Source organism: Nocardia sp. NPDC127606 (assembly GCF_042671725.1).
Classification (GTDB): Bacteria; Actinomycetota; Actinomycetes; order Mycobacteriales; family Mycobacteriaceae; genus Nocardia.
In genome coordinates this window covers 1,714,600-1,738,038 of record NZ_JBHXWQ010000001.1, presented here as the reverse complement: position 1 = coordinate 1,738,038, position 23,439 = coordinate 1,714,600, and the positions used below count along the sequence as shown (strand labels likewise).

At 66.9% G+C, this 23,439-nt stretch carries 26 protein-coding genes; 11 read left to right on the top strand and 15 right to left on the bottom strand.

Features of this window, described 5'->3' with window-relative positions; all coding sequences use genetic code 11:
* Positions 1-32: 32 nt before the first annotated feature.
* Positions 33-881 (bottom strand): SDR family oxidoreductase, encoded by an 849-nt coding sequence (locus ACFVJ5_RS08155; RefSeq protein ID WP_379219156.1) that lies wholly within the window; start codon positions 879-881, stop codon positions 33-35.
* 108 nt (positions 882-989) lie between these two features.
* On the opposite strand from ACFVJ5_RS08155, the gene ACFVJ5_RS08150 reads away from it, so the two are divergent.
* A complete protein-coding gene (locus ACFVJ5_RS08150; protein WP_379219155.1) occupies positions 990-1,871 on the top strand; it encodes a DUF5995 family protein in 882 nt (293 codons plus the stop codon).
* A gap of 54 nt (positions 1,872-1,925) precedes the next feature.
* Here the strand turns inward: ACFVJ5_RS08150 and ACFVJ5_RS08145 are convergent, their stop codons facing one another.
* Both ACFVJ5_RS08145 and ACFVJ5_RS08140 read right to left on the bottom strand, forming a co-directional pair.
* On the bottom strand, positions 1,926-2,861 hold the full coding sequence (locus tag ACFVJ5_RS08145) for an NAD-dependent epimerase/dehydratase family protein (protein WP_379219154.1): 936 nt from the start codon (positions 2,859-2,861) through the stop codon (positions 1,926-1,928).
* Positions 2,862-2,964: 103 nt separating this feature from the next.
* Positions 2,965-4,692, bottom strand: coding sequence for a GMC oxidoreductase (locus ACFVJ5_RS08140; RefSeq protein WP_379219153.1), 1,728 nt, complete (start codon positions 4,690-4,692; stop codon positions 2,965-2,967).
* Between the two features lie 99 nt (positions 4,693-4,791).
* Here ACFVJ5_RS08140 and ACFVJ5_RS08135 point away from each other — a divergent pair, with 99 nt between their 5' ends.
* The 4 genes from ACFVJ5_RS08135 to ACFVJ5_RS08120 all read left to right on the top strand — a co-directional run bounded on the left by ACFVJ5_RS08135 (position 4,792) and on the right by ACFVJ5_RS08120 (position 8,051).
* Positions 4,792-5,505, top strand: a complete 714-nt coding sequence (locus ACFVJ5_RS08135) for a MerR family transcriptional regulator (protein WP_379219152.1) — start codon at positions 4,792-4,794, stop codon at positions 5,503-5,505.
* 7 nt (positions 5,506-5,512) lie between these two features.
* A complete protein-coding gene (locus ACFVJ5_RS08130; protein WP_379219151.1) occupies positions 5,513-6,253 on the top strand; it encodes a TetR/AcrR family transcriptional regulator in 741 nt (246 codons plus the stop codon).
* 84 nt (positions 6,254-6,337) lie between these two features.
* Positions 6,338-6,931 carry a hypothetical protein gene (locus ACFVJ5_RS08125; protein WP_379219150.1) on the top strand — a complete coding sequence of 198 codons (594 nt, stop codon included), beginning with the start codon at positions 6,338-6,340 and terminating at the stop codon, positions 6,929-6,931.
* Positions 6,932-7,052: 121 nt separating this feature from the next.
* On the top strand, positions 7,053-8,051 hold the full coding sequence (locus ACFVJ5_RS08120; protein ID WP_379219149.1) for a diiron oxygenase: 999 nt from the start codon (positions 7,053-7,055) through the stop codon (positions 8,049-8,051).
* A gap of 18 nt (positions 8,052-8,069) precedes the next feature.
* Here ACFVJ5_RS08120 and ACFVJ5_RS08115 read toward each other — a convergent pair whose 3' ends face one another.
* The 3 genes from ACFVJ5_RS08115 to ACFVJ5_RS08105 form a co-directional block, all read right to left on the bottom strand.
* Positions 8,070-8,792, bottom strand: coding sequence for a TetR/AcrR family transcriptional regulator (locus tag ACFVJ5_RS08115; protein WP_379219148.1), 723 nt, complete (start codon positions 8,790-8,792; stop codon positions 8,070-8,072).
* Positions 8,793-8,830: 38 nt separating this feature from the next.
* The gene (locus tag ACFVJ5_RS08110) at positions 8,831-10,111 is read right to left on the bottom strand and encodes a family 1 glycosylhydrolase (protein ID WP_379219147.1); all 1,281 of its coding nucleotides are present in this window, start codon (positions 10,109-10,111) and stop codon (positions 8,831-8,833) included.
* A gap of 276 nt (positions 10,112-10,387) precedes the next feature.
* Complete coding sequence (locus tag ACFVJ5_RS08105; RefSeq protein ID WP_379219146.1) at positions 10,388-10,933, bottom strand: nitroreductase/quinone reductase family protein; 546 nt, start codon at positions 10,931-10,933, stop codon at positions 10,388-10,390.
* A gap of 110 nt (positions 10,934-11,043) precedes the next feature.
* Between ACFVJ5_RS08105 and ACFVJ5_RS08100 the strand changes: the two genes are divergently transcribed.
* Positions 11,044-11,526, top strand: coding sequence for a nitroreductase family deazaflavin-dependent oxidoreductase (locus ACFVJ5_RS08100; RefSeq protein ID WP_378629363.1), 483 nt, complete (start codon positions 11,044-11,046; stop codon positions 11,524-11,526).
* Between the two features lie 69 nt (positions 11,527-11,595).
* On the opposite strand, the gene ACFVJ5_RS08095 is transcribed toward ACFVJ5_RS08100, so the two are convergent.
* Positions 11,596-12,798, bottom strand: a complete 1,203-nt coding sequence (locus ACFVJ5_RS08095; protein WP_379219145.1) for a site-specific integrase — start codon at positions 12,796-12,798, stop codon at positions 11,596-11,598.
* Between the two features lie 75 nt (positions 12,799-12,873).
* The gene (locus ACFVJ5_RS08090; RefSeq protein WP_379219144.1) at positions 12,874-13,113 is read right to left on the bottom strand and encodes a hypothetical protein; all 240 of its coding nucleotides are present in this window, start codon (positions 13,111-13,113) and stop codon (positions 12,874-12,876) included.
* Between the two features lie 129 nt (positions 13,114-13,242).
* Between ACFVJ5_RS08090 and ACFVJ5_RS08085 the strand changes: the two genes are divergently transcribed.
* Positions 13,243-13,794, top strand: coding sequence for a hypothetical protein (locus tag ACFVJ5_RS08085; protein ID WP_379219143.1), 552 nt, complete (start codon positions 13,243-13,245; stop codon positions 13,792-13,794).
* An 18-nt stretch (positions 13,795-13,812) separates the two neighbouring features.
* Here ACFVJ5_RS08085 and ACFVJ5_RS08080 read toward each other — a convergent pair whose 3' ends face one another.
* Entirely contained in the window at positions 13,813-14,511 is a 699-nt protein-coding gene (locus ACFVJ5_RS08080) for a winged helix-turn-helix transcriptional regulator (RefSeq protein WP_379219142.1), read from the bottom strand.
* Between the two features lie 117 nt (positions 14,512-14,628).
* On the opposite strand from ACFVJ5_RS08080, the gene ACFVJ5_RS08075 reads away from it, so the two are divergent.
* On the top strand, positions 14,629-15,750 hold the full coding sequence (locus ACFVJ5_RS08075) for an acyl-CoA dehydrogenase family protein (protein WP_379219141.1): 1,122 nt from the start codon (positions 14,629-14,631) through the stop codon (positions 15,748-15,750).
* A gap of 36 nt (positions 15,751-15,786) precedes the next feature.
* On the opposite strand, the gene ACFVJ5_RS08070 is transcribed toward ACFVJ5_RS08075, so the two are convergent.
* Positions 15,787-16,227, bottom strand: coding sequence for a hypothetical protein (locus ACFVJ5_RS08070; RefSeq protein ID WP_379219140.1), 441 nt, complete (start codon positions 16,225-16,227; stop codon positions 15,787-15,789).
* Between the two features lie 309 nt (positions 16,228-16,536).
* On the opposite strand from ACFVJ5_RS08070, the gene ACFVJ5_RS08065 reads away from it, so the two are divergent.
* Positions 16,537-17,250, top strand: a complete 714-nt coding sequence (locus tag ACFVJ5_RS08065) for a hypothetical protein (protein WP_379219139.1) — start codon at positions 16,537-16,539, stop codon at positions 17,248-17,250.
* Positions 17,251-17,301: 51 nt separating this feature from the next.
* Here the strand turns inward: ACFVJ5_RS08065 and ACFVJ5_RS08060 are convergent, their stop codons facing one another.
* The gene (locus ACFVJ5_RS08060; RefSeq protein ID WP_379219138.1) at positions 17,302-17,889 is read right to left on the bottom strand and encodes a TetR/AcrR family transcriptional regulator; all 588 of its coding nucleotides are present in this window, start codon (positions 17,887-17,889) and stop codon (positions 17,302-17,304) included.
* Positions 17,890-17,948: 59 nt separating this feature from the next.
* Between ACFVJ5_RS08060 and ACFVJ5_RS08055 the strand changes: the two genes are divergently transcribed.
* Complete coding sequence (locus ACFVJ5_RS08055; protein ID WP_379219137.1) at positions 17,949-19,670, top strand: amidohydrolase family protein; 1,722 nt, start codon at positions 17,949-17,951, stop codon at positions 19,668-19,670.
* A 95-nt stretch (positions 19,671-19,765) separates the two neighbouring features.
* Here the strand turns inward: ACFVJ5_RS08055 and ACFVJ5_RS08050 are convergent, their stop codons facing one another.
* The gene (locus ACFVJ5_RS08050) at positions 19,766-20,245 is read right to left on the bottom strand and encodes a MarR family winged helix-turn-helix transcriptional regulator (protein ID WP_379219136.1); all 480 of its coding nucleotides are present in this window, start codon (positions 20,243-20,245) and stop codon (positions 19,766-19,768) included.
* 102 nt (positions 20,246-20,347) lie between these two features.
* On the opposite strand from ACFVJ5_RS08050, the gene ACFVJ5_RS08045 reads away from it, so the two are divergent.
* Positions 20,348-21,430 carry an epoxide hydrolase family protein gene (locus tag ACFVJ5_RS08045; RefSeq protein ID WP_379219135.1) on the top strand — a complete coding sequence of 361 codons (1,083 nt, stop codon included), beginning with the start codon at positions 20,348-20,350 and terminating at the stop codon, positions 21,428-21,430.
* Between the two features lie 6 nt (positions 21,431-21,436).
* Here ACFVJ5_RS08045 and ACFVJ5_RS08040 read toward each other — a convergent pair whose 3' ends face one another.
* The 3 genes from ACFVJ5_RS08040 to ACFVJ5_RS08030 all read right to left on the bottom strand — a co-directional run bounded on the left by ACFVJ5_RS08040 (position 21,437) and on the right by ACFVJ5_RS08030 (position 23,392).
* Positions 21,437-22,000 carry a DoxX family protein gene (locus ACFVJ5_RS08040; protein WP_379219134.1) on the bottom strand — a complete coding sequence of 188 codons (564 nt, stop codon included), beginning with the start codon at positions 21,998-22,000 and terminating at the stop codon, positions 21,437-21,439.
* Positions 21,943-22,839 (bottom strand): sterol desaturase family protein, encoded by an 897-nt coding sequence (locus ACFVJ5_RS08035; protein ID WP_379219133.1) that lies wholly within the window; start codon positions 22,837-22,839, stop codon positions 21,943-21,945. Before ACFVJ5_RS08035 ends, ACFVJ5_RS08040 begins: the two co-directional genes overlap by 58 nt.
* Before the next feature lie 94 nt (positions 22,840-22,933).
* Positions 22,934-23,392 carry an MBL fold metallo-hydrolase gene (locus ACFVJ5_RS08030; protein WP_379219132.1) on the bottom strand — a complete coding sequence of 153 codons (459 nt, stop codon included), beginning with the start codon at positions 23,390-23,392 and terminating at the stop codon, positions 22,934-22,936.
* Positions 23,393-23,439: the final 47 nt, after the last annotated feature.

Below are 23,439 nucleotides of genomic sequence, written 5' to 3'. Positions count from 1 at the left end.
GCCTGGTCGACTCCGGCTCACCGGAGTCGGGGTCAGGAGTTCTTCGGCAGCGTCGCGAGGAAGTCGCGGAAGTCGGTGGCCGGGTGGCCGGTCAGGTGCGGGACCGCGTCGGTGACCTGCGCGAGGTCGCCCTGGGCGATCGCGGTGTAGGTACTGACCCAGCCGTCGACTTCCCACTTCGGCGCGTTGTACTTCGCACGGGAAGCGTAGGCCTGGTCGACAGTCTGCTCGACGTAGCGGAACGGTCGGCCGAGGACTTCGGTCATGTCGGCGGCGGCGGTGGTGAGACTGAACGCTCGTGGACCGGTGAGGTCGAAGGTCTTGCCGTTGTGCGCGTCCGAATCGAGCACCGCCGCAGCGCAATCCGCCACGTCGGCACGGGTGACCGCGGCGACTTCGCCGTCGCCTGCCGGACCTTCGATCACCCCGTCCGCGTCGGCGAAATGCGGGATGATGTCCTGGTACTGGTTGTCGCGCAGGAAGGTGAACGCGAGGCCGGAGGCGCGGATGGCCTGTTCGGTGTACCAGTGGTCACGGCCGAATGTGAACGTGGCATCGGGCGCGGCCCCGACGAACGACAGATACACGATCCGCTGTACGCCCGCGTCTTTCGCGGCGTTCACCACCGCGCTCTGCTGGGCTGCGCGGTCGGCGCTCTCGGTGGCCGAGACGAAGAAGAAGGTCCGCACGCCGTCGAGTGCGGCGGCCACCGTGGTCGGATCGCTGAAGTCGATGGTGGCCGTGGTGGCGCCGTCGATCGGCGCGATGTGCTCGACGTGGCGTCCCAGCAGTCGCAGGCGGGCGCTCGAGGGCGCGAGCAGACGGGCAACGCGGCCGCCGATATGTCCGCTGGCCCCTGAAATCGCAATCGTCTCCGGCATCGCTCCAGGCTATGGGCCCCTTGTGGCACGGCGGGCCGACACGCCCATCGGGTACGTCGATGCGCGCGTCGATGCGCGAATCGCGCCGAGAGATGGTGGAATCGGCGCGTGCGCGTATCGAGTGCAATAGCCGCCTGTGTCGCCGTCGCGGCACTGATTCTGCCCGCGGGCCCGGCCGCGGGCGCGGTCGGGGACACGGCCTGCGGGTCCACCCTGTCCCAGACCGACATCGACGAGATCGTGCGGTTGTCGGACACGTCGGCGATCTCCGGCGCCGACAGCCTGGGCCGGCTCGAGGACGCGGTGGCCCGCCATCACCGGATCACCGAGATCCTCGTCGAGCATCGCGACCTACGCGGACTGTTCGCGATCGGGCTCGACGGCGTCGAATACGCCGCGGTGATGCCGATGCAGCGCGACCCGGCGGCGTTCGCGAACCGCGAGTACGCGCACGCGATCAGCTCGGAACTGCTGCGCCGATTTCTCGACAATCTGCATGCCGAGTTCACCGGCGGCATCGCGGAACCGCAATGGGCACACTATTTCGCACTCGCCCGCGACTGCGGGGCATCGCGCGCCCGCACCGCTATGGCCGGCTACAACGCACACCTCACCGTCGACCTGACCTACTCGGTGGCAGCCGTGGGCAGCAGGCCGGAGAACGCGCCGGACTACTTCAAGATCGTGGCCGGCATCGCCTCGGTCGGCGACGTGATCATCGACCGCACCAAGGCGGCCTACGGCGCCGACCTCGGCCCGCTGTGGCGGTTCTATTTCGTCGGTGAGGGATTGGACCAACTGTTCGGCGCGGGCGTCGCCACCGAACAGATGCTCATCGCCGCCGACCTCGGCGCGAACACGGTGATCTTCACCAACGGCCTCGCCCTGCAAGACCCCACTCTCGCACCCGCCGTCCGCACCGAGATCACGGCGTTGTGGCAGGCCGCCGATCTGGCTTTCGAAGCACTGGCCCGGATCAACGCACTCTGAACACGTCTGCGAGCTCCTTCGAAATCCCCTCTCGCGCAGCTTTCGTCGGAGTTGTCAGGAGCGGTCGAACCGGATGTCGGCCGCGAGTGGGTCGTGACCGATGTCGTCGAGTTCGAGAAGCTGGTGGATCCAGGTCGGCGCGGACACCGGATTGCGGATCAGCGCCCGAACCGTGATGGCGGCGATCACGGCTGTAGCCAGCGATTGGCCACGACCGCTCGCCGCTCGGGTCGATCCGTCCGCGGCGCGGGCGAGCGCGACCCAGCGGTCACTGCTACCGGGCATGTGGGCAGGCGCCAGCGATTGCAAGGCGGGCGCCCAGGTGAGAGCGGCCAGACCGAGAGTGGCGAGCTGGGAGTCGAGGCGGAGATAGGTTCGCACCGGAACGCCGAACTCGCGGGTGAGGCGGTGCTGATCGGCGAAGTCGGCGCGCAGGGCGGGGAACGGTCGGTAGGCCGCGTCCGCGGGCGTTGAAAAGCGTTGCCGTCCAGTGAAATTGCGGACGCTCGTGCCGTCGGCGTCGGGAAAGCGCCGGCCGAGGAGCTGGTAGGTCCAGGCAGTCGCGGCGGGGCCGTGGGTTTCGCCGGAGCCGAGGCCGATCATGATGTCGACCGGGCCGCGACGATGCGTGAGCGCGTCGACGGCGAGCAGGGTGGTCAGCCCGGGAGCCAACCCGACGCCGAGCACCACGGGGCCATCGAGGTCTTCGAGTGCCTGGACGTAGTTCGACGTCGCGGAGATGTCGACGAAGACGATCCCGCGACCGGCACAGGCCCGCGCCAACCGAATATCCTCCGCGCCCGCGCAATTCACGACGACGGTCGCACCGGCCAACGCCGCGTCGACGCCGGCGATGTCGCGCAGGTCGACTACCCGGTCTGCCCTGGCGGGATCTCGCCCCGCCGCGTGCGTGGTCACTCCCTCGGCTCGCAGCAATCGCACCAGGTGCGCCCCAACCGTTCCATATCCGCCCAGCACCAGCACCGACATCGAAGGTCCTCCCGTCCTCGGCACCGATGCTACGTGGCCGGACAACGCAACGGCCCCGGCTTCGCGGTGGGTAACCGCGAGGCCGGGGCCGGGTTTGGTCGGATCAGCCCGCGGTCTTCTCCGAGCTGCGGATCTCGACGATCGGCAGGACCAGGGCGGCGGGCGCGCCCGCGGGCACGACCGGCTGGTTCGGGCGGACCGGGGCGATCTTGGTGTAGCCGGCGCTCTGTTCGGGGCGGGTGTCGAGTTCGCCGTTGTTCGGCCAGTAGGCGGCCGCGCGCTCGGCCTGGGCGGTGATGGTGAGCGACGGGTTGACGCCGAGGTTGGCCGACACGGCGGCACCGTCGACGACACTGAGCGTCGGGTAGCCGTACACGCGGTGGTAGGCGTCGATCACGCCGTGCTCACGGTCGGCGCCGATCGCCGCGCCGCCGAGGAAGTGCGCGGTCATCGGCACATTGAACACATCACCCCAGGTACCACCGGCCACGCCGCCGATCTTCTCCGCGACCCGGCGGGTCACATCGTTGCCCGCCGGGATCCAGGTCGGGTTCGGTTGTCCGTGGCCCTGTTTGGAGGTCAGCTTGCGGCCGCCGAAAAGGCCGCGCTTGGTGTAGGTGGTGATCGAGTTGTCCAGGTGCTGCATGACGAGGGAGATGATCGTGCGCTCGCTCCAGTTCTTCACACTCATGAAGCGCAGGAAGATCAGGGGATTGGACAGCACGAGGCCCAGGAACCGCAGCCACCGCGGCACCCGCCCGCCGCCGTCGACCATGAGGGTTTGCAGCATGCCCATCGAGTTCGAGCCCTTGCCGTAACGCACCGGCTCGACGTGGGTGTCGGGGGTGGGGTGGATCGACGAGGTGATCGCGACGCCCTTGGTGAAGTCCTGGTCGGGCCCGAGCGTCTTGGTCGCGGCACCGACGATCGACTCGGAGTTCGTACGGGTGAGCAGGCCGAGCTTGTCCGACAGGTTCGGCAGCGCACCTTCGTCGCGCATCGCGTGCAGCAACTTCTGCGTGCCGAGCGTGCCCGCCGCGAGGACGACATGCTTGGCGGTCACGGTCTTGGGCGCCTTGCGCACCCAGGCGCCGGTGCGCTCGGTGGCCACATCCCAGGTGCCGTCGGGCAGCGGTCGCAGCGACGACACCGTGGTCATCGGAATGACCTGTGCGCCGGCGTGTTCCGCGAGGTAGAGGTAGTTCTTCACCAGAGTGTTCTTGGCGCCGAACTTGCAGCCGACCATGCAGTCGCCGCATTCCACACAGCCGGTGCGCTCGGGACCGACACCACCGAAGTAGGGGTCGGCCTCGGTCTTGCCAGGCGTACCGAAGAACACCCCGACGGGCGTCTGCACGAACGTCTCGCCCACGCCCATGTCCTCGGCGACGGCCTTGAAGATCTCGTCGGCGGGCGTCATGTGGGGATTTGTCACCACACCGAGCATCTTCTTCGCTTGCTCGTAATAGGGGGTGAGCTCGCTGCGCCAGTCGGTGATCTCACGCCACTGCGGGTCCTGGAAGAACGGCTCCGGCGGCACGTACAGAGTGTTGGCGTAGTTCAGCGAGCCACCGCCGACGCCGGCGCCGCCCAGGATCAGGACGTCGCGCAGCGGGTGGATGCGCTGGATGCCGTAGCAGCCGAGCTTGGGCGCCCACACGAATTTGCGCAGGTCCCAGCTGGTCTTGGGCAGTTCGTCATCGGCGAAGCGGCGACCGGCTTCGATGACGCCGACCTTGTAGCCCTTCTCCACCAGTCGCAGTGCGGTGACACTGCCACCGAAGCCGGAGCCGACGATCAGAACGTCGAAATCGGTGGTGCGCTCGGGCATGGGGGAGCTCCTCGATCGGTGTCGACAGTGACGCGGGTAACGCTAATGGCGACAGCCAGAGCTGTCAACGTATGCTCCGAGCCCACCTATGCTGGTCGGGTGGCCCGATACACCCGAGCGGAACTCGCCGACGTCAGCGGCGTGGCGTCGCGCACCATCCGCTATTACCACTCGCTCGGCGTGCTGCCGAAACCCGGCCGAGCGGGCAAGGAAGTCGTCTACACCGACGAGCACTTGGACCGGCTGCGCGACATCGTCGCCATGCAGGCGCGTGGGCTGCGGCTGGACGCCATCCGTGAGGTGTTCGACACCGAGCCGCAAGCGGGCGACTGGCGCACGCTGTTCGATCCGCGCGCGGGACAGTCGATCGAACGCTCGTCCTACCTCGATGATGCCGAACTCGGCGCGATGCTGGGGGAGCGTGGCACCGATGTGCTCACCGAACTCGCCGCGGCGGGATATCTGGAACGACGCGGCCACCGGTGGTTCGTCGCGGACCACACGATGCTCAAGGCCGCACTCGTCCTCTATGACGTCGGTTTCGACGTCACCCTCAGCGGGGTCTTGCGGACGCTGATCCAGTCGCGCATCGCCGATCTCGCCGACGAGGTGGTCGGCACGGTGCGCGACGCGGCGGGCACCGGTTACGGCGGTGAAGGGGTGGCCGTGGATCTGAGCCGCTTCCGCGACCGATTGCTGGCGACGGCCTGGGCGGTCGGCGGGGCGACCCTGGCCGCCGAGATCGAACGCGCCGCCGCCGAGGACGACACGGCCGGACGCCGGGATCCGGCCCGCGCCGCGAGTGGGCGATGATCGGACGATGAGCTCCGACCAGCCGGGTCCGCGCGCACTGGCCCGCGCGCAGACGATCGCCGACATCAAACGCATCGGCCGCGAGCATTTGGCCACGCAGGGCGCGGCGGCGTTGTCGTTGCGCGCGGTTGCCCGCGATCTGGGCGTGGTGTCGTCGGCGGTGTACCGGTATGTCCGCAGCCGCGACGAACTGCTGACCATGCTGGTGGTCGACGGCTACAACGCACTGGGCGACGCGGTCGACGCGGCCCTGCTCGACGCACCCGACGACCCCGCGACCCGCTTCCGGGTCGCCGCGCGAGCGGTGCGGGAGTGGGCGTTGGCCGAACCCGCCTGGTACGGCCTGCTCTTCGGCACCCCCGTCCCGGGCTATGCCGCACCGGCCGCCGACACGGAAGCGCCGGGCGTGCGCGTCATCGCGATTCTGCTGAACATTGTCGACAGCGCCTACCGGCGGGGTCAGCTCGCCGGCCCTGTGCGCGACCCCGCGATCTCCCCGCGTACGGCTGCCGATTTCGCGACGATCCGCGAGGAGTTCGGCCTCGCCGCCCCCGATCGGGTGATCGCGTCCGCCCTCACCGCGTGGACCACGCTCTTCGGTGCCGTGAACTTCGACGTGTTCGACATGTACGGGCGCGACACCTTCGCTGATCGGGCGGAGATCTTCGACCTGAACATCGACCAGCTTCTGCATCTGCTGGGCTTCGTCGTGCCGCGCCCGGATCATGTGGACCGGTCGGTACGGTAGCGAATTGAAGAGTTCCCGCGGTATGTGGGGAGAGGGAATGTGTGAACGGCGACATCGGCGTCGCCAACGAAGGAGAGTGCCCGAGTGAATTCTCGCGAGGAGATCTTGCGCCGAGTCCGTGACGGGCTGCTCGACCTGCCCGAGGACGAGCGTCGGGTACCCATGCGTCGATCGGCGGGCAGGCACGCGATCGTGGATCCGACCGAGCGGGCCGAGGTGCTCGAACGGTTCATCGACCGGTTGCGCGAGCACGGTTCACTGGTGCGCACCGTCGATGTCGCGGGCCTGCCCGCCGCGGTCGCCGACGTCCTCTACGGCATGAGCGTGCAGACAGTGCTGGCCGCGGTCGAGCCGGGCCCGGCGTGGCTGGATCACTGGGCCGGCGCGCCGGGCCATCAGGTCGTGCACAGCGGTTCGGATTCGGTCGAGTCCGGCGACGCTGTGGTTCGCGACGCGGTGGCAGGCGACGCGTCGACCGGTTCGCTGGCACTCGATGTCGATGGTGGACCCGCCGTCTCCGAGTCCGTACCCCAGGTCTGCGTCGTGCGCGCCGATCGTGTTTTCGTGTCTCTGCCCGAAGCGCTGGATCATCTCGACCAACGTCGCCCGCTGATCTGGCTCGGCGGTCCCGGCGACGCCGAGCTGGCTCGCCAGTTGGTGGTGCTGCTCGTCGAATAGGCGGGGAGAAAACGTTATCGCGTCAGGGTTGTGTGGGACTGACGGTCTCAGTTATTCTCGGGTAACGGTGTGACGGCGATAACAGTGTCGTGCGCGCCGGACGCGAACCGAGGAGGCACCGATGACGCTGACCGAATCGAGCCGTGGCGGACCCATCACCGAGGAGTACCGAGAGGCGCTGGCAACCCTGTCACAGGGGTCTGTCGACCGTCATTTCGATCCCTACCTCGATATCGACTGGGATTCGCCCGAGCTCGCCCTTGACCCGAACGACGTGCGGTGGGTTCTCTCGCCGGAGATCGACCCGCTCGGCGCCACGCAGTGGTACCGCGATCAACCGCTGGACCGGCGCATCGCGATCGGCAAATGGCGCACAGCCAATTCGATCAAGGTCGGCGCCGCCTTCGAGAGCATCCTGATCCGCGGAATGATGCAATACATCATGAAGCTGCCGAACGGGTCGCCCGAGTTCCGGTACTGCTTGCACGAGATGACCGAAGAGTGCAACCACATCCAGATGTTCCAGGAGCTGGTCAACCGCATCGACGTCGACGTGCCCGGCATGCGGCCGCTGTTTCGCGCGTTGTCGCCGCTGATCGGTGTGGCGGGCGGCTACGCCCACACGATCCTGTTCATCGGCATCCTCGGCGGCGAGGAACCGATCGATCACTATCAGAAGGCCGTGATCCGCGCGGGCGCGACGATGCCGCCGATGGTGTTGCGCACCATGGAGATCCATATCGCCGAGGAAGCGCGTCACATCTCCTTCGCCGGTGATTTCCTCACCGCGCATATCGGGCGGATGGGCAAGTTCAATCGCGGCGTCTGCTCGGTGGCCTTCCCGATCGCGATGCGCTGGCTGGCCAGCGAGATCATGGCGCCGCCGCGGTCGTTCGAGCGCGAGTTCGATATTCCGCGCGAGGTCATCGAGCAGGCGTTCTGGAAGTCCGAGCATTCCCAGCAGATCCTGTCGGGCTACTTCGGCGACATGCGCAAACTGGCCAACGACCTCGGTCTGATGAACCCGACCGCCAAGTGGCTGTGGCGCAAGTTCGGTATCGACGGGCCGGCGTCGCGCTACCGCAGCGAGCCGGAACGCAGCGCGCGTCGCGCCGCGTGAGCGGGTCCCGGCGGCGATTCAGTTGCCGGCGACCAGCTGGGTGATGATCTCGGTGAGTTGCTGGTCGGGGTCGAGGTTCAGGCCGTGGCGGCGGGCGACGCCGTCGACCACGTGCCAGGCGTAGGAGGCGACTTCCTCGATGAGCTGATCCCTGGTGAGCGCGGGCTCGGGTTCGTTGGCCCAGCGGGTGACGGTGGCCTCGGTCATCGACACGATGGCGAAGGTCATCGTGTCGGCCGAGGCCTCGTCGGTCACGCCGACCACCCCGGCCAGACCGGTGACCAGAGCCCGGGTCGACCCCGCGATGGTGGCGATCAGCGCGCTCATCGCGTCGATATCGGGATCGGCCTCCGACGGGCCGGTCCGCAGGAACTCGTGTAATCGGGGATGGTCCTGGATCCAGGTGACGACGCCGCCGATCGTGCGCACCAGGATTTCGTGGATGGAGCCCTCGGCGATGTCGAGCGCGTCCTCGATGTCGGCGACGAAACGGTCGGCGATCTCGCTCCTGATCCGGCGATCCAGCTCGTCGCGACCGGCGAACTGCCGGTAGACCACCGATTTCGCGAGCCCCGCGTGCTCGGCGATCTGGATGATCGGCACCTCGACGCCGGCGGGCGCCTGTTCGATCAGCTCGACCGCGGCCAGCACGATCCGCTCCCGGCGGCTGTCGTTGTGCGGCTGCCATCGGGCTTGCCTGCCGCTCACGGCGCTGGAGGGGCGTGACGCTGTGCTCGACACCCGCCCGAGTGTAGAGCAAACGTTGACGCTTCAAACCCCTACCGGGGGACCGACACCGGATCGGTGCAACTGGCGAGTCCGTCGACGAGCGAGCACGGAGCGACGGGGCGCGTCGGCCGGTAGTCGGGGCCGACGCCACCCGCCGTGGTGATCGCCCGGTAGGCCGCGACCGCGTCGGTCGGTGTGCGGGTCAGCGTCGGGTCGGTGAGCACGTCGACGGTGTAGAGGCCGAAACGGGGTGTGTAGGAGCCCCATTCGTAGTTGTCGGTCAGGCTCCAGTAGTTGTAGCCCATCAGCGGGATGCCGTCGGCGACGGCGCGCTGCAGCCAGTAGACGGTATCGCGGAGCGAATCCGCGCGGGTGTAGCCGTCGGCGCGCGGGCGTCCGTTCTCGGTGGGGATGCCGTTCTCGACGATGTAGAGCGGGCGGCCGGGGAACTTCCGCGCGTAGTGGTCTAGCGCGTAGTAGATGCCTTCGGGTTGCAGCGGAATCGTCCAGAGGCGGTCGGGATCGGGGACTTGCAGCTGCGCGGGGGAGAGGCCGTAGTAATAGTCGATGCCGATGTAGTCCAGGCGCGCGGAGATCCGGTCGAGCAGTGGTCCACTGACCGCGTCGTCGACTGCGGGGATGTAGGCGACATTGCTGGTCACCTGGGCGCCGGGATGTACGGCGTGGATGTAGTCGTAGATGCTGTTGTGGGCCTGGGTGATTCGTTCACCCATCGTCAGGACATCGGCCGCGCCGATGCCGCCGTGGCGCAGATCGTTGACCAGATAGAACGTGGGCTCGTTGAAGGTCACCCACAGCGGATCGGCGCCGGCGTACCGGTCGACGACGCGGCGGGCGTTGGACAGCCAGTTCGCCACGATCTCCGGATCGCGCCAGCCGCCGCGGTCTGCCGCCCAGCCCGGGTACACCCAGTGATCGAGGGTCAGCATCGGCCGCATTCCGGCCTCGGTGATCGCCGCGATGACGTCGTCGTAGAACGCGAGTGCTACTTCGTCCCAGATTCCGGGCTGCGGTTGAACCCGGGCCCACTCGATACCGATGCGGTACACGCGCACACCGAGTTCCGCGGCGAGGGCGATGTCGGAGCGGTACCGACCACGGAAGTCCACCGAGTTCAGGTAAGGGTCGGCCGTGCTCCCCGATTCGACATAGCGCCGCCAATTGCTGTCCGGCGCATCACCTTCGGCCTGAAAGCCGGAAGCTGCCACGCCCCAGAGGAATTCGGGTCCGAGGGGCGCCAGGTGGGCCGCTGCGGGTGGTCGAGCGAGAGCGGGGGAGGGCTCGGTCGTGAGCAGGGCCGAAGCGGCCACAGCGAACGTAGCGAGAATGCGTCGACCACTGGGGGAGAGCACGGCACTCCTGGCGGGCTAGGGAAGGGGAGTGAGTTCAGTGTGCGACATCGAGGGGACTGTGCGGGGGAATTGAGGCGGAGCGGCGGGGCTGGAACTTGTCACAAGTACAACATGTAGTTACGTAGATATGCGCATCTAAACATGTGTTGTCCTGGAGCCCCACACATCACTCAATTCACGACATGTCCGCACGACACATAGAACTCACCAGCACGGACAGGGGGAGGGCTTCCGCTAGACCGCCAGATCGACGGCTACGGCACGACCGGTGTCGAACCAGTACTCGTGCAGTCGGCGGATCTTCGTGCGTGAGGGCATACCGCGCAGGTGAAGCGTGCATTCGCCGAAGTCGACCAGCACGACGGTGTTGCACAGCAGAGCGCGCGCGGTGGCGAGTTCGGCCGGGTCGATGATCTCCCTGGCTGTCCCGCTGTAGGTGCCGTCGGGCAGCTTCACGGTGACGTTCGGATCGGCGCGGACGTTGAGCAGCCAGGCATTGACGGCACCCGGCTGCTCGACCGTCACGTGCGGCGGCATCAACTGGACCAGGTACGCGCGATCACCGTCGCGAAAGATCCGGACACACTTCGGCCGTGCAAGACCGGTCTTGCGCCCCGTGGTGGTCAGAATCCCGTACCCACGCGGTGTGCGGAGGCGAAAGAAGGGCAGCATGCCCGCGCTCAGCAGCTTGCCGTCGCGAGGGCCGCGCACGAGCCGACCGTGTTTGCTGATTTCGGCCTCCGCCGCAGTGCGCCGAGCTTCGTTTCGGGCCTCGTCCATGCCCCCATGGTCCGCTTGCGGCGATCGGTCGTCCAGCACACCGAGTGAGTTGGCTCTCAGCACACCGTTGTGAGTGGGCGAACCGGGTTCGCTCGAGCCAGGATTCGGGGATGGTTTGGAATCCCTTGCCGGGCTTTGCGCGCGTGTTCGCGTCGCAGCCCTGGGTGATGCGTGGCGCCGGCGTCGTTCTGCCGACCGAGCGGCTGTTGCGCAGGCTCAGCGGCGGTCGGTGGGGTGTGCTCGACCTGGCCGGGCTCCCGTCGATCGAGATCACGGTGGTCGGGCGCAAGTCCGGACAGCCGCGCACCACCTCGCTGCTGTGTGTGCCCGACGGCGACGGCTTCTATCTGGTTGGCTCGAACTGGGGTAAGCCGGAGCATCCGGCCTGGTCGGCGAACCTGCGCGCGGCCCGCACGGCATCGGCGCGTTTCGACGGCAGCTCCGCGTTCCCGGTGTCGGTCACCGAGATCACCGGTGTCGAGCGCAAGCGGGTGTGGGACCAGGCCGTGGAGTTCTGGCCGGGCTACGAGATGGAGTTCCAGCGTTCGGGCGGTCGCGAGTTCCGCATCTTCCGGCTCGACCGGATCGCCTGACCAGCGGGCATTGCCGGAAGATCGCGAAGGTCTCTTCCTCGGGAATCGGTGAGTAGCGTTTGCGGCGATTCAGAGGCCGAGTTTGGTGACGGCGTTGTCTTCGAGCGGATTCGCGGTGCGGATGTAGCCGTGGACGGTGCGGGGGTTGGCCCAGCGGCCCTGACGCATGATCTCGCGGTCGCTGGCGCCGCCGAGGGCGGCCTGGGTGGCGAAGCCTGCGCGCAGGGAGTGCCCGGAGAACAGGTCGGGGTCGAGGCCCGCGCGGGCCGCGTAGCGCTTGACGAGTTCGGCGACGGCCCGGCCGGACAGGGCGGTGGCGCCGATCGAGCCGTGGCGGTTGATGGTGGGGAACAGCGGGCGGTCCTCGTCGGTGCTGAGCCGGGTTCCGGTGAAGCCGTGGCAGCGGTGGATCGTGGTGTCGGCGGCGAGGTTGTTCGCCGTCCAGGATCGTGTGCCCTCGTCGCCGGTGTCGGTGTGGACTTCCAGTAGGCGGACCCAGTCGGCGAACGCGCAGATCGGGCAGGTGCGTGGGTGTTTGCCGCGTGGCAGGGCGATGCGCTGTTCGGCGACGCCGGTCGGGTCGGTCTTGGTTGTCGGCAGGTGCACGACGAGCAGCGGTTCGCCGGTGGTGTGGTCGGTGCGTACGTGCACGTCGCTGATGCGCAGACCCGCGAGTTCGCTGCGTCGCAGCGCGCCGGCGAAGCCGACCAGCAACGCCAGACCGTCTCGGCGGCGCGCGGGTTCGGTGGGCCAGGCGGGTGCGGGGAGTTCGGCGAGAAGCTGGTCGAGGGTGTGCAGCAGGACCGGGCGTTTGCGGGTCGGCGGGGTGCGGCGGGTGCGGCGGATGCCGCGCAGGGTGAGTCGCACGACGTCGGAGCGTGTCGGTGAGGGGAGTCCGTTGGCGGCGTGGACCGCGGCGATGGCGGCGGACTTGCGATCCAGGGTGGCCGGGCTGAATGCCCACGTGCCGTTTTCTCGTCGCGCGTCGGCGGAGGCGGCCAGGTAGACGGCCACGTCGAGTGGGTCGGCGGGCAGGGCCTGTCGGTGTTCGGCCGCGCACCAGCCTGCCCAGGCGATCCAGTCGGTCCGGTAGGCGCGCAGGGTGTTCGCCGATTGGGACGCTTCGAGATAGCGGCGCAGTGCGCCTGCCTGGGTGTCGTCGAAGCGTTCGCGGACCAGGCGCAGGGCTGCGGTATCGACGAGGACGCTGCGTACTCCGCGACGCAGTTCGGTGCGGACTTGCTCGGGAAGCACGACCGATGCGTCGCTCAAGCTCGCCACTCCTCGCGTGAATCGCCTCTGCTGCCGATGGTTACCGGCGTCGCAGCTTATGTCATCGGCGCGCGGTCACGGCATCTCTTCGAGTTCGGCGAGCTGGGTGTGGATGTAGGCGGCGAGGCGGTGCCGGGCCGCGCCGGTGAGGAAGCTGGTGTCGCCCAGGCGCGGGAAGTGGTCGTCGACTGCTCCGGTCGGCGCCGCGGCCGTGTCAGGAGCTTCGCTGACCAGTTCGAGACGGGCCGGATACTGTTGGGGGAGAGGAACATTCGGTTCGTACGGCTCTGAGGTTACTGCTCCGGTACGCACCATGGTCGAATCCTAACGTTTTGATTACGGCGGCTGCCAACATGACGTGGCATGTAGTGATGACCGCCACGTTTTGTTCCATATAGTTCATGACACCCGGTCGAGGCCTGCTCGAACCGACATCATGGACCGATGCAGGTGGTCATCGCCGACACGGAAATCCGGTTTGCCGACTACCCTTTCGCGGGCGCGTCGGTGTATCCCGACGGCGTGATCGCGGTATCGGCGATCACCGAAGCCGATCCGGGCGCGATACGCCCACACCTGCGCACCGTTGCCGGTGAGACGCTGTTCGTGCATGCCGAGCACCGTCGCGTGCTCGACGATTTCTGCCGACGCAACGCGATTGTGGTGCATCGACGTCTCGATATCTGGGCCGATCTGCTCGAGCCGTTCCTCGACACCTGGTTCGATGCCGAGGACCAGCAGGCGACCGAAGCACGGTTGCACGGGGTGGGACTGGGGTCGAAGGAGATCGCCGAGATCCGTGGGCGCGTCGAACGGGCCATGATGTCCTACAACTTCGACAGCATGCTGTGGGAGTGGGTGTATCTGGGCCTGTACGACCTGTTGTCCGCGGCGAACGGCGTCCTCGTGCGGCCTGAATCGCAGGCGACGCTGGGAGATCCGGCAGAGCTGTACCACTGGGCGATGGGGATCGCCGGGCGCGCCGTCACCACCTGAACGGCACGACCTTTCGTCTCACGATGCGCGTGCGCGAGGGTCCGGTCGGGCCGTCGCCGCGACATATCCGGCCACCGGACTCAACCGCAACACCGAGGGCATGCGGCGGGTCAGCGCGGGCGAGCCGGTGAAGGTGATCCGCCCGGTGCGTTGCGCGTGGGTGAGCGGCATGCGCCCCAACCACACCTCGTAGAGTCCGGCGACATCCGCGCTGATCGTGACGTCGACGGGATAGCCGGGATCGGTCTCACACACCGAGGGCACCCCGCCTTCGACCACGATCCAGAAGCGACGAACGTCGTCGGTGAACCGGACGTGCAGCACCTGCCGTCGGCCCGGCAGCATGGAGGTGTCGACGCGGGTGTGCATCCACCACACGAGCAAGGCGGCGTCGAGTTCTTCCTCCTGTGGCGCGCCGAAGGTCCAGCGTGCGCCCCATTCACCGAGGCCGAACAGGATGGGCTCGAGCTGGCTGCCTGCTTCGGTGAGCAGGTGTTCGGTGCCGAGTTTCTCGATGAGTCCGGCGCGTTCGAACTGGCGCAGGCGTTTGGCGAGCAGGCTGCGTGACAGGCCGGGTAGCCCGCGGGCGAGGTCGTTGAAGCGGGTGGTGCCGAGGAACAGGTCGCGCAGGATGAGCAACGACCACCGTTCGCCGAGCACGTCGAGAGCGCGCGAGATCGGACAGTACTGGCCGTAGCCTGCGGTCGTGATTGTCATGGGCACCTCAGCGGTCGGCAATTGCTCCTCCGTCGCACCGACGGGGTCCATTTTCTGGACCGGGAGAGTCCACTTTCTGGACTATCTGGTTATCGCGGCGCTTCCTACCTTCGAAACATGACTTCCACAATTTCTGACACCACGTCCAGCACCGACCGGGTTTCGGTTGCCCGCGAGATCGGTGAAACCTTGCGTCTCGAGGTCCCTGAGCGGGACCGCACCGGCGAAATCTCTGTCGCCGCGTTCGATCGGTTGCGGGTGAGCGGTCTGTCCGCGGCGCTCGTGCCGGTCGAGTTCGGCGGTGGGGGCGCCTCCCATCGGGAGATGGGAGAGATCTTGCGTGAACTCGGCAGGCACGATCCGTCGACGGCGGTCGCGTTCGCGATGCATTCGCACCTGGTGGCCGCGCAGGTGTGGCGCCACAACCACGGGGTGGACGCTTCGGCGGTGTTCGCGAAGGTGGCGGGCGGGGCGATTCTGGTCAGCACCGGCGCCTCGGATTGGGTCGATTCCAACGGGCAGGCCGTGCGCGTCGAGGGTGGGTATCGGGTGAGTGCGCGTAAGGCGCCCGCGAGTGGGTGTGAGGTGGGGGACGTGCTCGTCACCAGTGTCCGCTGCGACGGTGAGGTGTTGCATTTCGCGATCCCGTTGGCCGCCGCGGGCGTGAGCATCGACAAGACCTGGGATTCGTTCGGTTTGCGGGCGAGCGGGTCGCACACGGTCGTGCTCGACGATGTGTTCGTGCCCGATGCCGCGATCTCGATGACCCGCCCGGCCGGTCCGTGGCCGCCGGTGCTCAATGTGGTGATCGGCGCGGCTCTTCCCTTGGTCCTGGCCGCCTATCTCGGTGTCGCGGACGCGGCTGTCGAGCTCACCGCGCGCCTGCTGCAAGGCCGTTCCGACGCCCACACAGTCCAGTCGGCAGGCGAAATGCTCAACGCCTACACCACCGCCGAGGACCTCGTCGCCGCCATGTTCACCGCCTCGGAGAACCTGAGCTTCCCCAACACCGACGCCTACGCCGCCCGCACCCTCAGCCGCAAGACCGTCGCGGCCGACGCGCTCATCACCACCGTCCGCCTGGCGATCGAAACCACCGGCGGCGCAGGCTATTCCCGCGCCTGCGATCTCGAACGCCTCTACCGCGACATCCACGGCTGCCAATTCCACCCCCTGCCTCGCGCCAAGCAGACCCGCTTCAGCGGACGAGTTCTGTTGGGGCACAGTCCACTCGACTGAGCAGCGAGGGGTCGTCCGCGCCGGATGACCCCTTGTCTACTGGTACAGGTGGGCGGTGACGGTCGGGTCGTTGGCCAACACGAAGTCCACGACATCCCAGAACTCCGGCAGGCGAGGGTGGACCAAGCCGTCCGCGCGCGAGAGCACCACCCCGTGGACGTCGTCGGCGGATCCGTCCAAACAGGCCTGGACCAGGGTCGCCGCCGGGTACGGATTGCTCTGGACCGGGCCGACACGACAACCGAAAGTCACATGATCGTCAGCGGATTCGGAATCCCAGGTCCCCAGGATCACGTCGATCCAGGTGTCATGGGCTTGGTCGGCGTGGTGGTAGCTGTTGGCGAAGTACGCCGCGTAGGCGACACCGTCGCGGGTGACCATGTTCCAGGTGCGTTCGATCGGCTCTTCGCAGCAGGGGCATTCGTACCGGGCGAACTGTCGTTCCTCCAGATCCGCTGCGAGTTCGGTCGGATTCATGTCAGACCGCAGATCACCACGACCCGACGCCACACCAGCATCCGGACCTCGAGTGTGCCGGCGAATTCCGTCGCCCTGACCCTCAATCGATCTTGATTCACCGCCACATGATCCGCTACAGCGGTGAAAATCTCCTACTCGAGCGAACTTCCACGTGGTTCGATCACCGGGTGATGATGTTCGCGCACCAGTGGTGGCCGCTGACCTAGCGGCTGACCGAGTTGTGCACGGCCGCCCGAGGGTGGCCAGATCTGTCGTGACGACATCTGTTCCTGCCCCCACGGGCGGTCCCGGAACGGAAGGACGACCATGATCGACAACGACCCGTCTACGGGGACCGGAGGGTTCGGCGAGATCCTCGTCAGCTCGCGCTCCCTGCACGAGTACCGGGCGATGTTCGCGCTCACCGACGACGATCTCGAGCGCCGGATTCTGGACTGCCCGGGTGGTGCGGCCGGATTCGCCGCCGAGGTCAGTCGACGCGGCGGTGATGTAACCGCCTGCGACGTAGCCTATTTCGACGATGGCATCGACCGAGTGGCCGCCACCGCGGTCGCCGAAGCCGACCGCGGCAACAGATACGTCCGCGAGCACGCCGACGCCTACCGCTGGACCTTCTTCGCCGACCCCGACGAACACCACCGCGCCCGCCGCGAGTCAGCCGAACAATTCGCCACCCACACCCGCACCTCGCCCCACCGCTACATCCCGGGCCGCCTGCCCACACTGCCGTTCGCCGACAACACCTTCGACCTTGCCCTGAGCTCTCACCTACTCTTCAGCTACGCCGACGACCTCGACTACACCTTCCACCACCAGTCGATCATCGAACTGGCCCGCGTCGCCACCACCGAGATCCGCCTGTTCCCGTTGACGCCCATCGGTTCGTCGGAGCGGTATCCGCAGCTCGAGGAGTTGCTCGCCGAGCTGTCGCAATCAGGCATCGAGGGGCGAATCGTGGAAGTGCGGTACGAGTTCCAGGCGGGTGCCAACGAGATGCTGGTGTGCCAGGTGCCGAGCTAGTCGGCGGGCTCATCGTCGGCTTCCGTTGTCGACGGTGCGGAGCCATCGATGTCATCGCTGTGCTGTGACGGCTTGCAGGACCGCGCCGAACAGGTCTGGGGGCACGACGCCGGGTTCGGTGAATTCCTCTATCGACAGGCCGCTGTTGAGTGCCAGCACCAGGACGGCGGTCGTGGCGGGGTCGACCTCGGTTCCGAGGTCCAGGCGCTGGACCGCCGCCGCGATCGCGGCGCGGACGGTACGGCGGTGCTGGACGAATCTCTCGCGGACCGACTCGTCTCGGAGAGCGCGCAGCCAGTATTCGGTGAACAGCAGCTGCCAGTCGCGGTTGTCGAGCATGCCCTGCATCAGCAGATCGCCGATCGCTGTGATCGTGGGGCGAGTCGCGGCGGCGTCGGCCAGCGCGGTGACCGCCTCGATCCGTCGGCTGATCTGCTGATCGAGCAACGCGAAGAACAAGTCGTCTTTGGAACCGAAGTTGGAGTAGACCGCGCCCTTGGTGAATCCGGCGACGTCGGCGATCGCGTCGATCGTGGTGCCGACGAACCCTTTGCCTGCGAACTCCGACAGGGCCGCGGCCAGGACTCTCTCCCGTACTTCAGCGCGTGGGGTGCGGATTCGGGGGTTGACTGTGGTCACCGCACTGACGATACTCGCCAGTATCCAAATTTCAATACTCGCCAGTATCGAGGGTTCTGATGTCGCACTATTCGCTCGTCATCCGCAACGGCACCGTGTTCGACGGTGCGGGATCGGCACCCGTTCGCGCCGATATCGGCGTGTGTGAAGGCAAGATCGTCGCGCTCGGCGCCATCGAGTCAGGGACCGCCGAGCGCGAGATCGACGCCGCCGGCAAATGGGTGATCCCGGGCATGCTCGATGTGCACACCCACTACGACGCCGAGGTCCTGGGATCGCCGGGCCTGGGTGAGAGCGTGCGGCACGGGGTCACCTCGGTCGTGCTCGGCAATTGCTCGCTCTCAACTGTCTACGCCGACGCCGACGACTGCGCCGACCTGTTCGCCCGCGTCGAGGCGTTGCCCTGGGACGCGGTGCATTCCGCGGTCAAGGAGCACAAGACCTGGACCGATCCCCAGTCCTACGTCGACGCCATCAACGCACTGCCGCTCGGTTGCAATATCGCCGGTTTTCTCGGGCACTCCGATATCCGTTCCGCGGTCATGGGTTTGGATCGCGCGACCTCCCCCGGTGTCGTACCCACCGACGCCGAGCTGGCACGAATGAAAACCATGCTGACCGCCGCCCTCGATGCCGGATTCGTCGGTCTGTCCACGATTCGCAGCTCGTTCTCCAAGCTGGAGGGGACCCGCTGGCCCGCAAGGTTGCTGCCCTCGACCTATGCCAGTTGGCGCGAATTCGGTGTACTCAACGCGCTGCTGCGCGCGCGTGGCCGAATCCATCAGAGCACACCCAATCTCGCCAAACGCTCGGAGATGGCACGCTACTTCGCCCAGAGCATGGGCCGAAAGCGCAAGCCGCTCAAGACCACCATCATCAGTGCCGCCGACGTCAAGGCCGACCGCACCGTGGTGCGCATGGCGATCGCCGCGGCGAAGATCGTCAACAAACTCGGCGGTGACGGGTTCCGCTGGCAGCACCTACCGGTCCCGTTCGAGGTCTACGCCGACGGCATCGACGTGGTCGTGTTCGAGGAATTCGGTTCCGGTGCGGCGGCGTTGAACATTCGTGATGTCATCGCCCGCGGAGAGCTGCTCGACGATGAGACCTTCCGGCGCCGCTTCCGCAAGGAGATGACGGCGAGCGGCTTCAAGGTGTGGCATCGCGACCTCCACGATGCCGAGATCGTGGCCTGCCCGGACGCCTCGGTGGTGGGAAAGTCGTTCGGTGCGGTCGCGGTCGAGCGGGGCACATCCCCGGTCGACGCGCTGCTGGATCTGGCGGTGGCGTACGGCACGGACCTGCGCTGGCGCACCACCATCGCCAATGACCGCGACGACGTGCTCGATCGACTCCAGCAATCGGCTCAGGTGCAGGTCGGGTTCGCCGATTCCGGTGCCCACCTGCGCAATATGGCCTTTTACAACTTCGGGGTCCGGATGCTCGAGCGGGTATACACCCGCGAATTCATGCCCCTCGAGACCGCGGTGCATCGCCTCACCGGCGAGTTGGCCGACTGGTACGGGCTCGACGCCGGACACCTCACCCTCGGGGCGCGCGCCGATATCGCGATCATCGATCCTGCCGGCTTCGACGGTTCCAGTGCCGCCTACGCTGAATCGCCCATGCCCGGCCTCGACGGGGTCGACCGCATGGTCAACCGCAACGATCACGCCGTCGCGGCCACGATCGTGGCCGGACACGTGCTCTACGAATACGGTGTCTTCGCCGAAGGATTCGGCACCACGGTGCACGCCGGACAGTTTCTGCAAGCCAAGTAGTCGCTCAGCGTGCCCGTCTGCACCGAACGAGGCGCTACCAGCGCTGTTGCTCGACCGCCACACGCATGTGTCCGTCATTCGTGCGTTGTGATCATTCAGTGCAGCGGCTGGTCCGAGTTCCCGGTTCGTTGATTGTGGTGGTCGAGCAGCTTCGACAGCAGACCGGTCAACTGTTGCCGCTCTGCGGGGGAGAGTGGGTCGAGCAGTTCTTCTTGGCTGTGGGCGAGTTGTTTTTCCAGGCGGCGGAGTTGGCGTGTGCCCGGGGTGGTGAGGGTGATGACGTTGCGGCGGCGGTCGGTGGGGTCGGGGGTGCGGTCGACGAGGTCGTGGTCGGCGAGTTCGTTGATGGTGGCGACCATGTCGCTGACGTGGATGCCGCTACGGCGGCCGAGGGTGGCTTGGCTGGCGGGGCCGAATTCGTCGAGGGTGGCCAGGATCCGGTAGTGGTAGCCGCGGGCGTCGGCGGCCGCGAAACCGTCACTGACCAGGCGGTGAGCGTGGTTCGCGGTTTGGGTGAGTAGCCAGGTGGGCAGGTTTTTCCACCTGGCTGAAGTCGGCTCGGGTGGGTGTTCCATGTGACAACTCTAACAAATCGTTTGTGTGACCAACGATCGCGATATCGTTGGTCACGCAAACGTTAGTCGCCCGAACGTTGGGCCGACCAAGGAGTTGAGATCATGATCGAGCCGTTCCGCGTCGACATCCCCCAGGCTGATATCGACGACCTCAACGACCGACTCGCCCGCACCCGCTGGCCCAACGAGCTCGCCGACGCCGGCTGGGACTACGGCTTCCCGCTGGCGCGGCTGAAAGAACTCGCCGAATACTGGCGCACCGAATACAACTGGCGAGCGCACGAGGCGAAACTCAACGAGCTGGCGCACTTCACCACCGAAATCGACGGCCAGAACATCCATTTCGTCCATGTCCGCTCGCCGAAGCCGGACACGCTCGCCCTGATCCTCACCCACGGCTGGCCCGGATCGTTCCTCGAATTCCTCGACGTGATCGAACCGCTGTCGCGCGACTTCCACCTGGTGATCCCGTCCATTCCGGGCTACGGCTTCTCCGGGCCGACCCACGAGCGCGGCTGGGACATCGTCCGGGTGGCGCGCGCGTGGGCCGAGTTGATGCGGCGGCTGGGCTATGAGCGCTACGGCGCCCAGGGTGGCGACTTCGGCTCCGGCATCTCCCAGTCGCTCGGAGCGGTGGCACCGGGCAACGTTGTCGGCGTCCACGTCAATTACCTGCCGACCCGGCCGAACCCCGACGTCGAACTCTCCGACGCCGACGAAGCACGACTCGGCAAGGTCACACAGCTGATGGCGAATCGACCGCCCTACCAGGCACTCCAGGCCGCCACCCCACAGACCATCGGCTACGCGCTCACCGACTCGCCCGTCGGCCAACTCGCCTGGATCGCCGAACGTTTCGCGCAATGGACAGACCCCCGCTCACCCATCAGCGACGACCGGATGCTCACCGACATCTCCCTGTACTGGCTCACCGCCACCGCGGCATCCTCGGCACGGTTGCACCGCGAATCGGCGAGGGGGAGCGAGCCGTGCCCGGTGCCCCTCGGCGTCGCCGTCTTCGCCCATGACATCACCCAGTCGGTGCGCCCGCTGGCCGAGCGGCTCTACGACATCAGGCACTGGTCGGAATTCGACCGGGGCGGTCACTTCGCCGCGATGGAGGTGCCCGAGCTGCTCGCCGCGGATATCCGGGAGTTCTTCCTGAACGGCATCAAGGAGGGTTGACCTCGCTCAGCGGCTGTCGCGCGGGGTGGGCCGCCAGAACACGCCCAGCAGCAGCGTCGCGGAGACGACGCCGAGCGCGACCGAGATCATCAGCGGCACTGTGCCGTCCACCGCGATGCCGACCAGATGATCAACCGACCAGCGACCCGGCCCGAGAGTGGCGACGGCGACGGCCGTCGCGGCGAGGACAGCGGTGTACTCCCAGCCCTGGCCGGGCCGGAAGATGAAGAACCCGTTGCCCCGGTGTGCGGTGACCACGGCGACCGTCATGGTCGAAACAACCGCGGCCGCGGCGAAAGGAGTGAGCAGCCCGACGATGAGCAGCAGGCCGGCCGCGATCTCGGTCACCGTGGCGAGCACCGCGTGCACCATCCCCGGACGAAGACCCATCGAGGCGAACCAGCCCGCCGTGCCGGTCAGTTTGCCGTCACCCCAGGCGTGATTGATGCCGTGCGCGAGGAGCACGGCACCGAGGGTGAGCCGGAGAACGAGGGCCGCGGCGTCGACGGAATTTACGCCGCCTGCTTCTTCGCGACACGCACCGCGGGTTCCCGCACGGCCGGTTGCCACCCGGGCGGGGCGAAGACGTAGCCGAGCCGGTCGCGCCACCGACTCGCACGGCGAACGTCGCGGACGATGTTGGCGTACTCGTGGTACTGCAGGCGCAGCACGTTGTAGGTGCCGACCGGGGTGGTGAGACCGTAAGTGGGAGTGTGCAGTTCCGCCTGGAAGGTGCCGAACATCCGGTCCCAGACGATCAGGACGCCGCCGTAGTTGCGGTCCGGGTATTCCGGGTCGCTGCCGTGATGGACGCGATGGTGGGACGGGGTGTTGAACACGAATTCGAGCGGGCGCCACATCTTGTCGATCGTCTCGGTGTGGGTGAAGAACTGGTAGATGAGGTTGAAGGCGAAGGTCACATAGATCGTCCACGGCGCGAATCCCAGCAGGGGCAGCGGCGCCCAGAAGATCGCCTCCGACCAGGGGTTCCACTTCTGTCGCAGCGCGGTGCCGAGGTTGAAGTACTCGCTCGAGTGATGCGCCTGATGCGCGGCCCAGCCGATGCGCACACGGTGGGAGAACCGGTGATTGCAGTACCAGGCGATATCGACGACCACCATCAACAACGGCCAGTACCACCAGGAGCCGGTGGGTAATTTCCACGGCGCCAGCTCGGTATAGAGGATCACGAACACGAACAGCGTTGCCAGCTTGAACAGTGCCATCGCGCCCATCGCACCGAAACCCATCGTGATGCTGGTGCGCGAGTCGATGGGCGAGTAGGCCCGTGGTGTGTCCTCGGCGTCCGCGTGGCGCAGACTCAGCGCTTCGATGGCGATGAAGACGAGAAAGAACGGAACTGCGTAGATCAAAGGGTTGTTGATGTGGTCCCAGAACGCGGACAGCAAGCCGACTCCTCCTATTGACGTTTGAGTAATTTACAAAATAGTAAATTCACTGTCAACGTCTGTCCACCAGTCGCCTCGCCGGTGCTCTGAGGAGCTAGAGCTCGACTGGCTCCCCGACGCGAAGACGCCGATACATGCCCTCGCCGGGCAGGATCGCGCTCATCTGATCGGTCAGCGTCAGCCCCACATCGTTGAGGTCCCCGTCGTGGATCGGGACGATCACTCGCGGGTGCAGCGCGGCGACATAGTCGACGGCATCGGCGAACCGCATCCACGGTCCGCTCACCGGAAGGAACAACACCTCGATATCGATGCCGTCGGGCAGCGCCGGGAACGCGTCGCCGGGATGGAGCATGCGACCGTCGATCACATAGGCGAGGTTCACCGGCGACGGCAGTGTGTCGTGCACCTCGGCGTGCACGCCGGCAATCGCCTCGACAGCCATCCCCGCAGCCTCGAAGGCGCGACTGTCTGTGTCGATGACCAGCGACAGGCCGTCACGTTCGAGCCGTAGAGCGGAATGTCCGAAGGAAGTGACCGCGATCTGTGGCATGCGCTTCTCCTGATCTGTTCGTGATCGTCGGAAAGAACCCTGTCAGC

Coding starts and splice junctions, on each gene's coding strand:
- ACFVJ5_RS08085 (WP_379219143.1), top strand. CDS start 13,243: ATGCAGGTGGTCATCGCCGACACGGAAATCCGGTTTGCCGACTACCCT.
- ACFVJ5_RS08100 (WP_378629363.1), top strand. CDS start 11,044: ATGGTTTGGAATCCCTTGCCGGGCTTTGCGCGCGTGTTCGCGTCGCAG.
- ACFVJ5_RS08130 (WP_379219151.1), top strand. CDS start 5,513: ATGAGCTCCGACCAGCCGGGTCCGCGCGCACTGGCCCGCGCGCAGACG.
- ACFVJ5_RS08145 (WP_379219154.1), bottom strand. CDS start 2,861: ATGTCGGTGCTGGTGCTGGGCGGATATGGAACGGTTGGGGCGCACCTG.
- ACFVJ5_RS08120 (WP_379219149.1), top strand. CDS start 7,053: ATGACGCTGACCGAATCGAGCCGTGGCGGACCCATCACCGAGGAGTAC.
- ACFVJ5_RS08070 (WP_379219140.1), bottom strand. CDS start 16,227: ATGAATCCGACCGAACTCGCAGCGGATCTGGAGGAACGACAGTTCGCC.
- ACFVJ5_RS08065 (WP_379219139.1), top strand. CDS start 16,537: ATGATCGACAACGACCCGTCTACGGGGACCGGAGGGTTCGGCGAGATC.
- ACFVJ5_RS08140 (WP_379219153.1), bottom strand. CDS start 4,692: ATGCCCGAGCGCACCACCGATTTCGACGTTCTGATCGTCGGCTCCGGC.
- ACFVJ5_RS08105 (WP_379219146.1), bottom strand. CDS start 10,933: ATGGACGAGGCCCGAAACGAAGCTCGGCGCACTGCGGCGGAGGCCGAA.
- ACFVJ5_RS08045 (WP_379219135.1), top strand. CDS start 20,348: ATGATCGAGCCGTTCCGCGTCGACATCCCCCAGGCTGATATCGACGAC.
- ACFVJ5_RS08030 (WP_379219132.1), bottom strand. CDS start 23,392: ATGCCACAGATCGCGGTCACTTCCTTCGGACATTCCGCTCTACGGCTC.
- ACFVJ5_RS08075 (WP_379219141.1), top strand. CDS start 14,629: ATGACTTCCACAATTTCTGACACCACGTCCAGCACCGACCGGGTTTCG.
- ACFVJ5_RS08080 (WP_379219142.1), bottom strand. CDS start 14,511: ATGACAATCACGACCGCAGGCTACGGCCAGTACTGTCCGATCTCGCGC.
- ACFVJ5_RS08050 (WP_379219136.1), bottom strand. CDS start 20,245: ATGGAACACCCACCCGAGCCGACTTCAGCCAGGTGGAAAAACCTGCCC.
- ACFVJ5_RS08155 (WP_379219156.1), bottom strand. CDS start 881: ATGCCGGAGACGATTGCGATTTCAGGGGCCAGCGGACATATCGGCGGC.
- ACFVJ5_RS08055 (WP_379219137.1), top strand. CDS start 17,949: ATGTCGCACTATTCGCTCGTCATCCGCAACGGCACCGTGTTCGACGGT.
- ACFVJ5_RS08090 (WP_379219144.1), bottom strand. CDS start 13,113: ATGGTGCGTACCGGAGCAGTAACCTCAGAGCCGTACGAACCGAATGTT.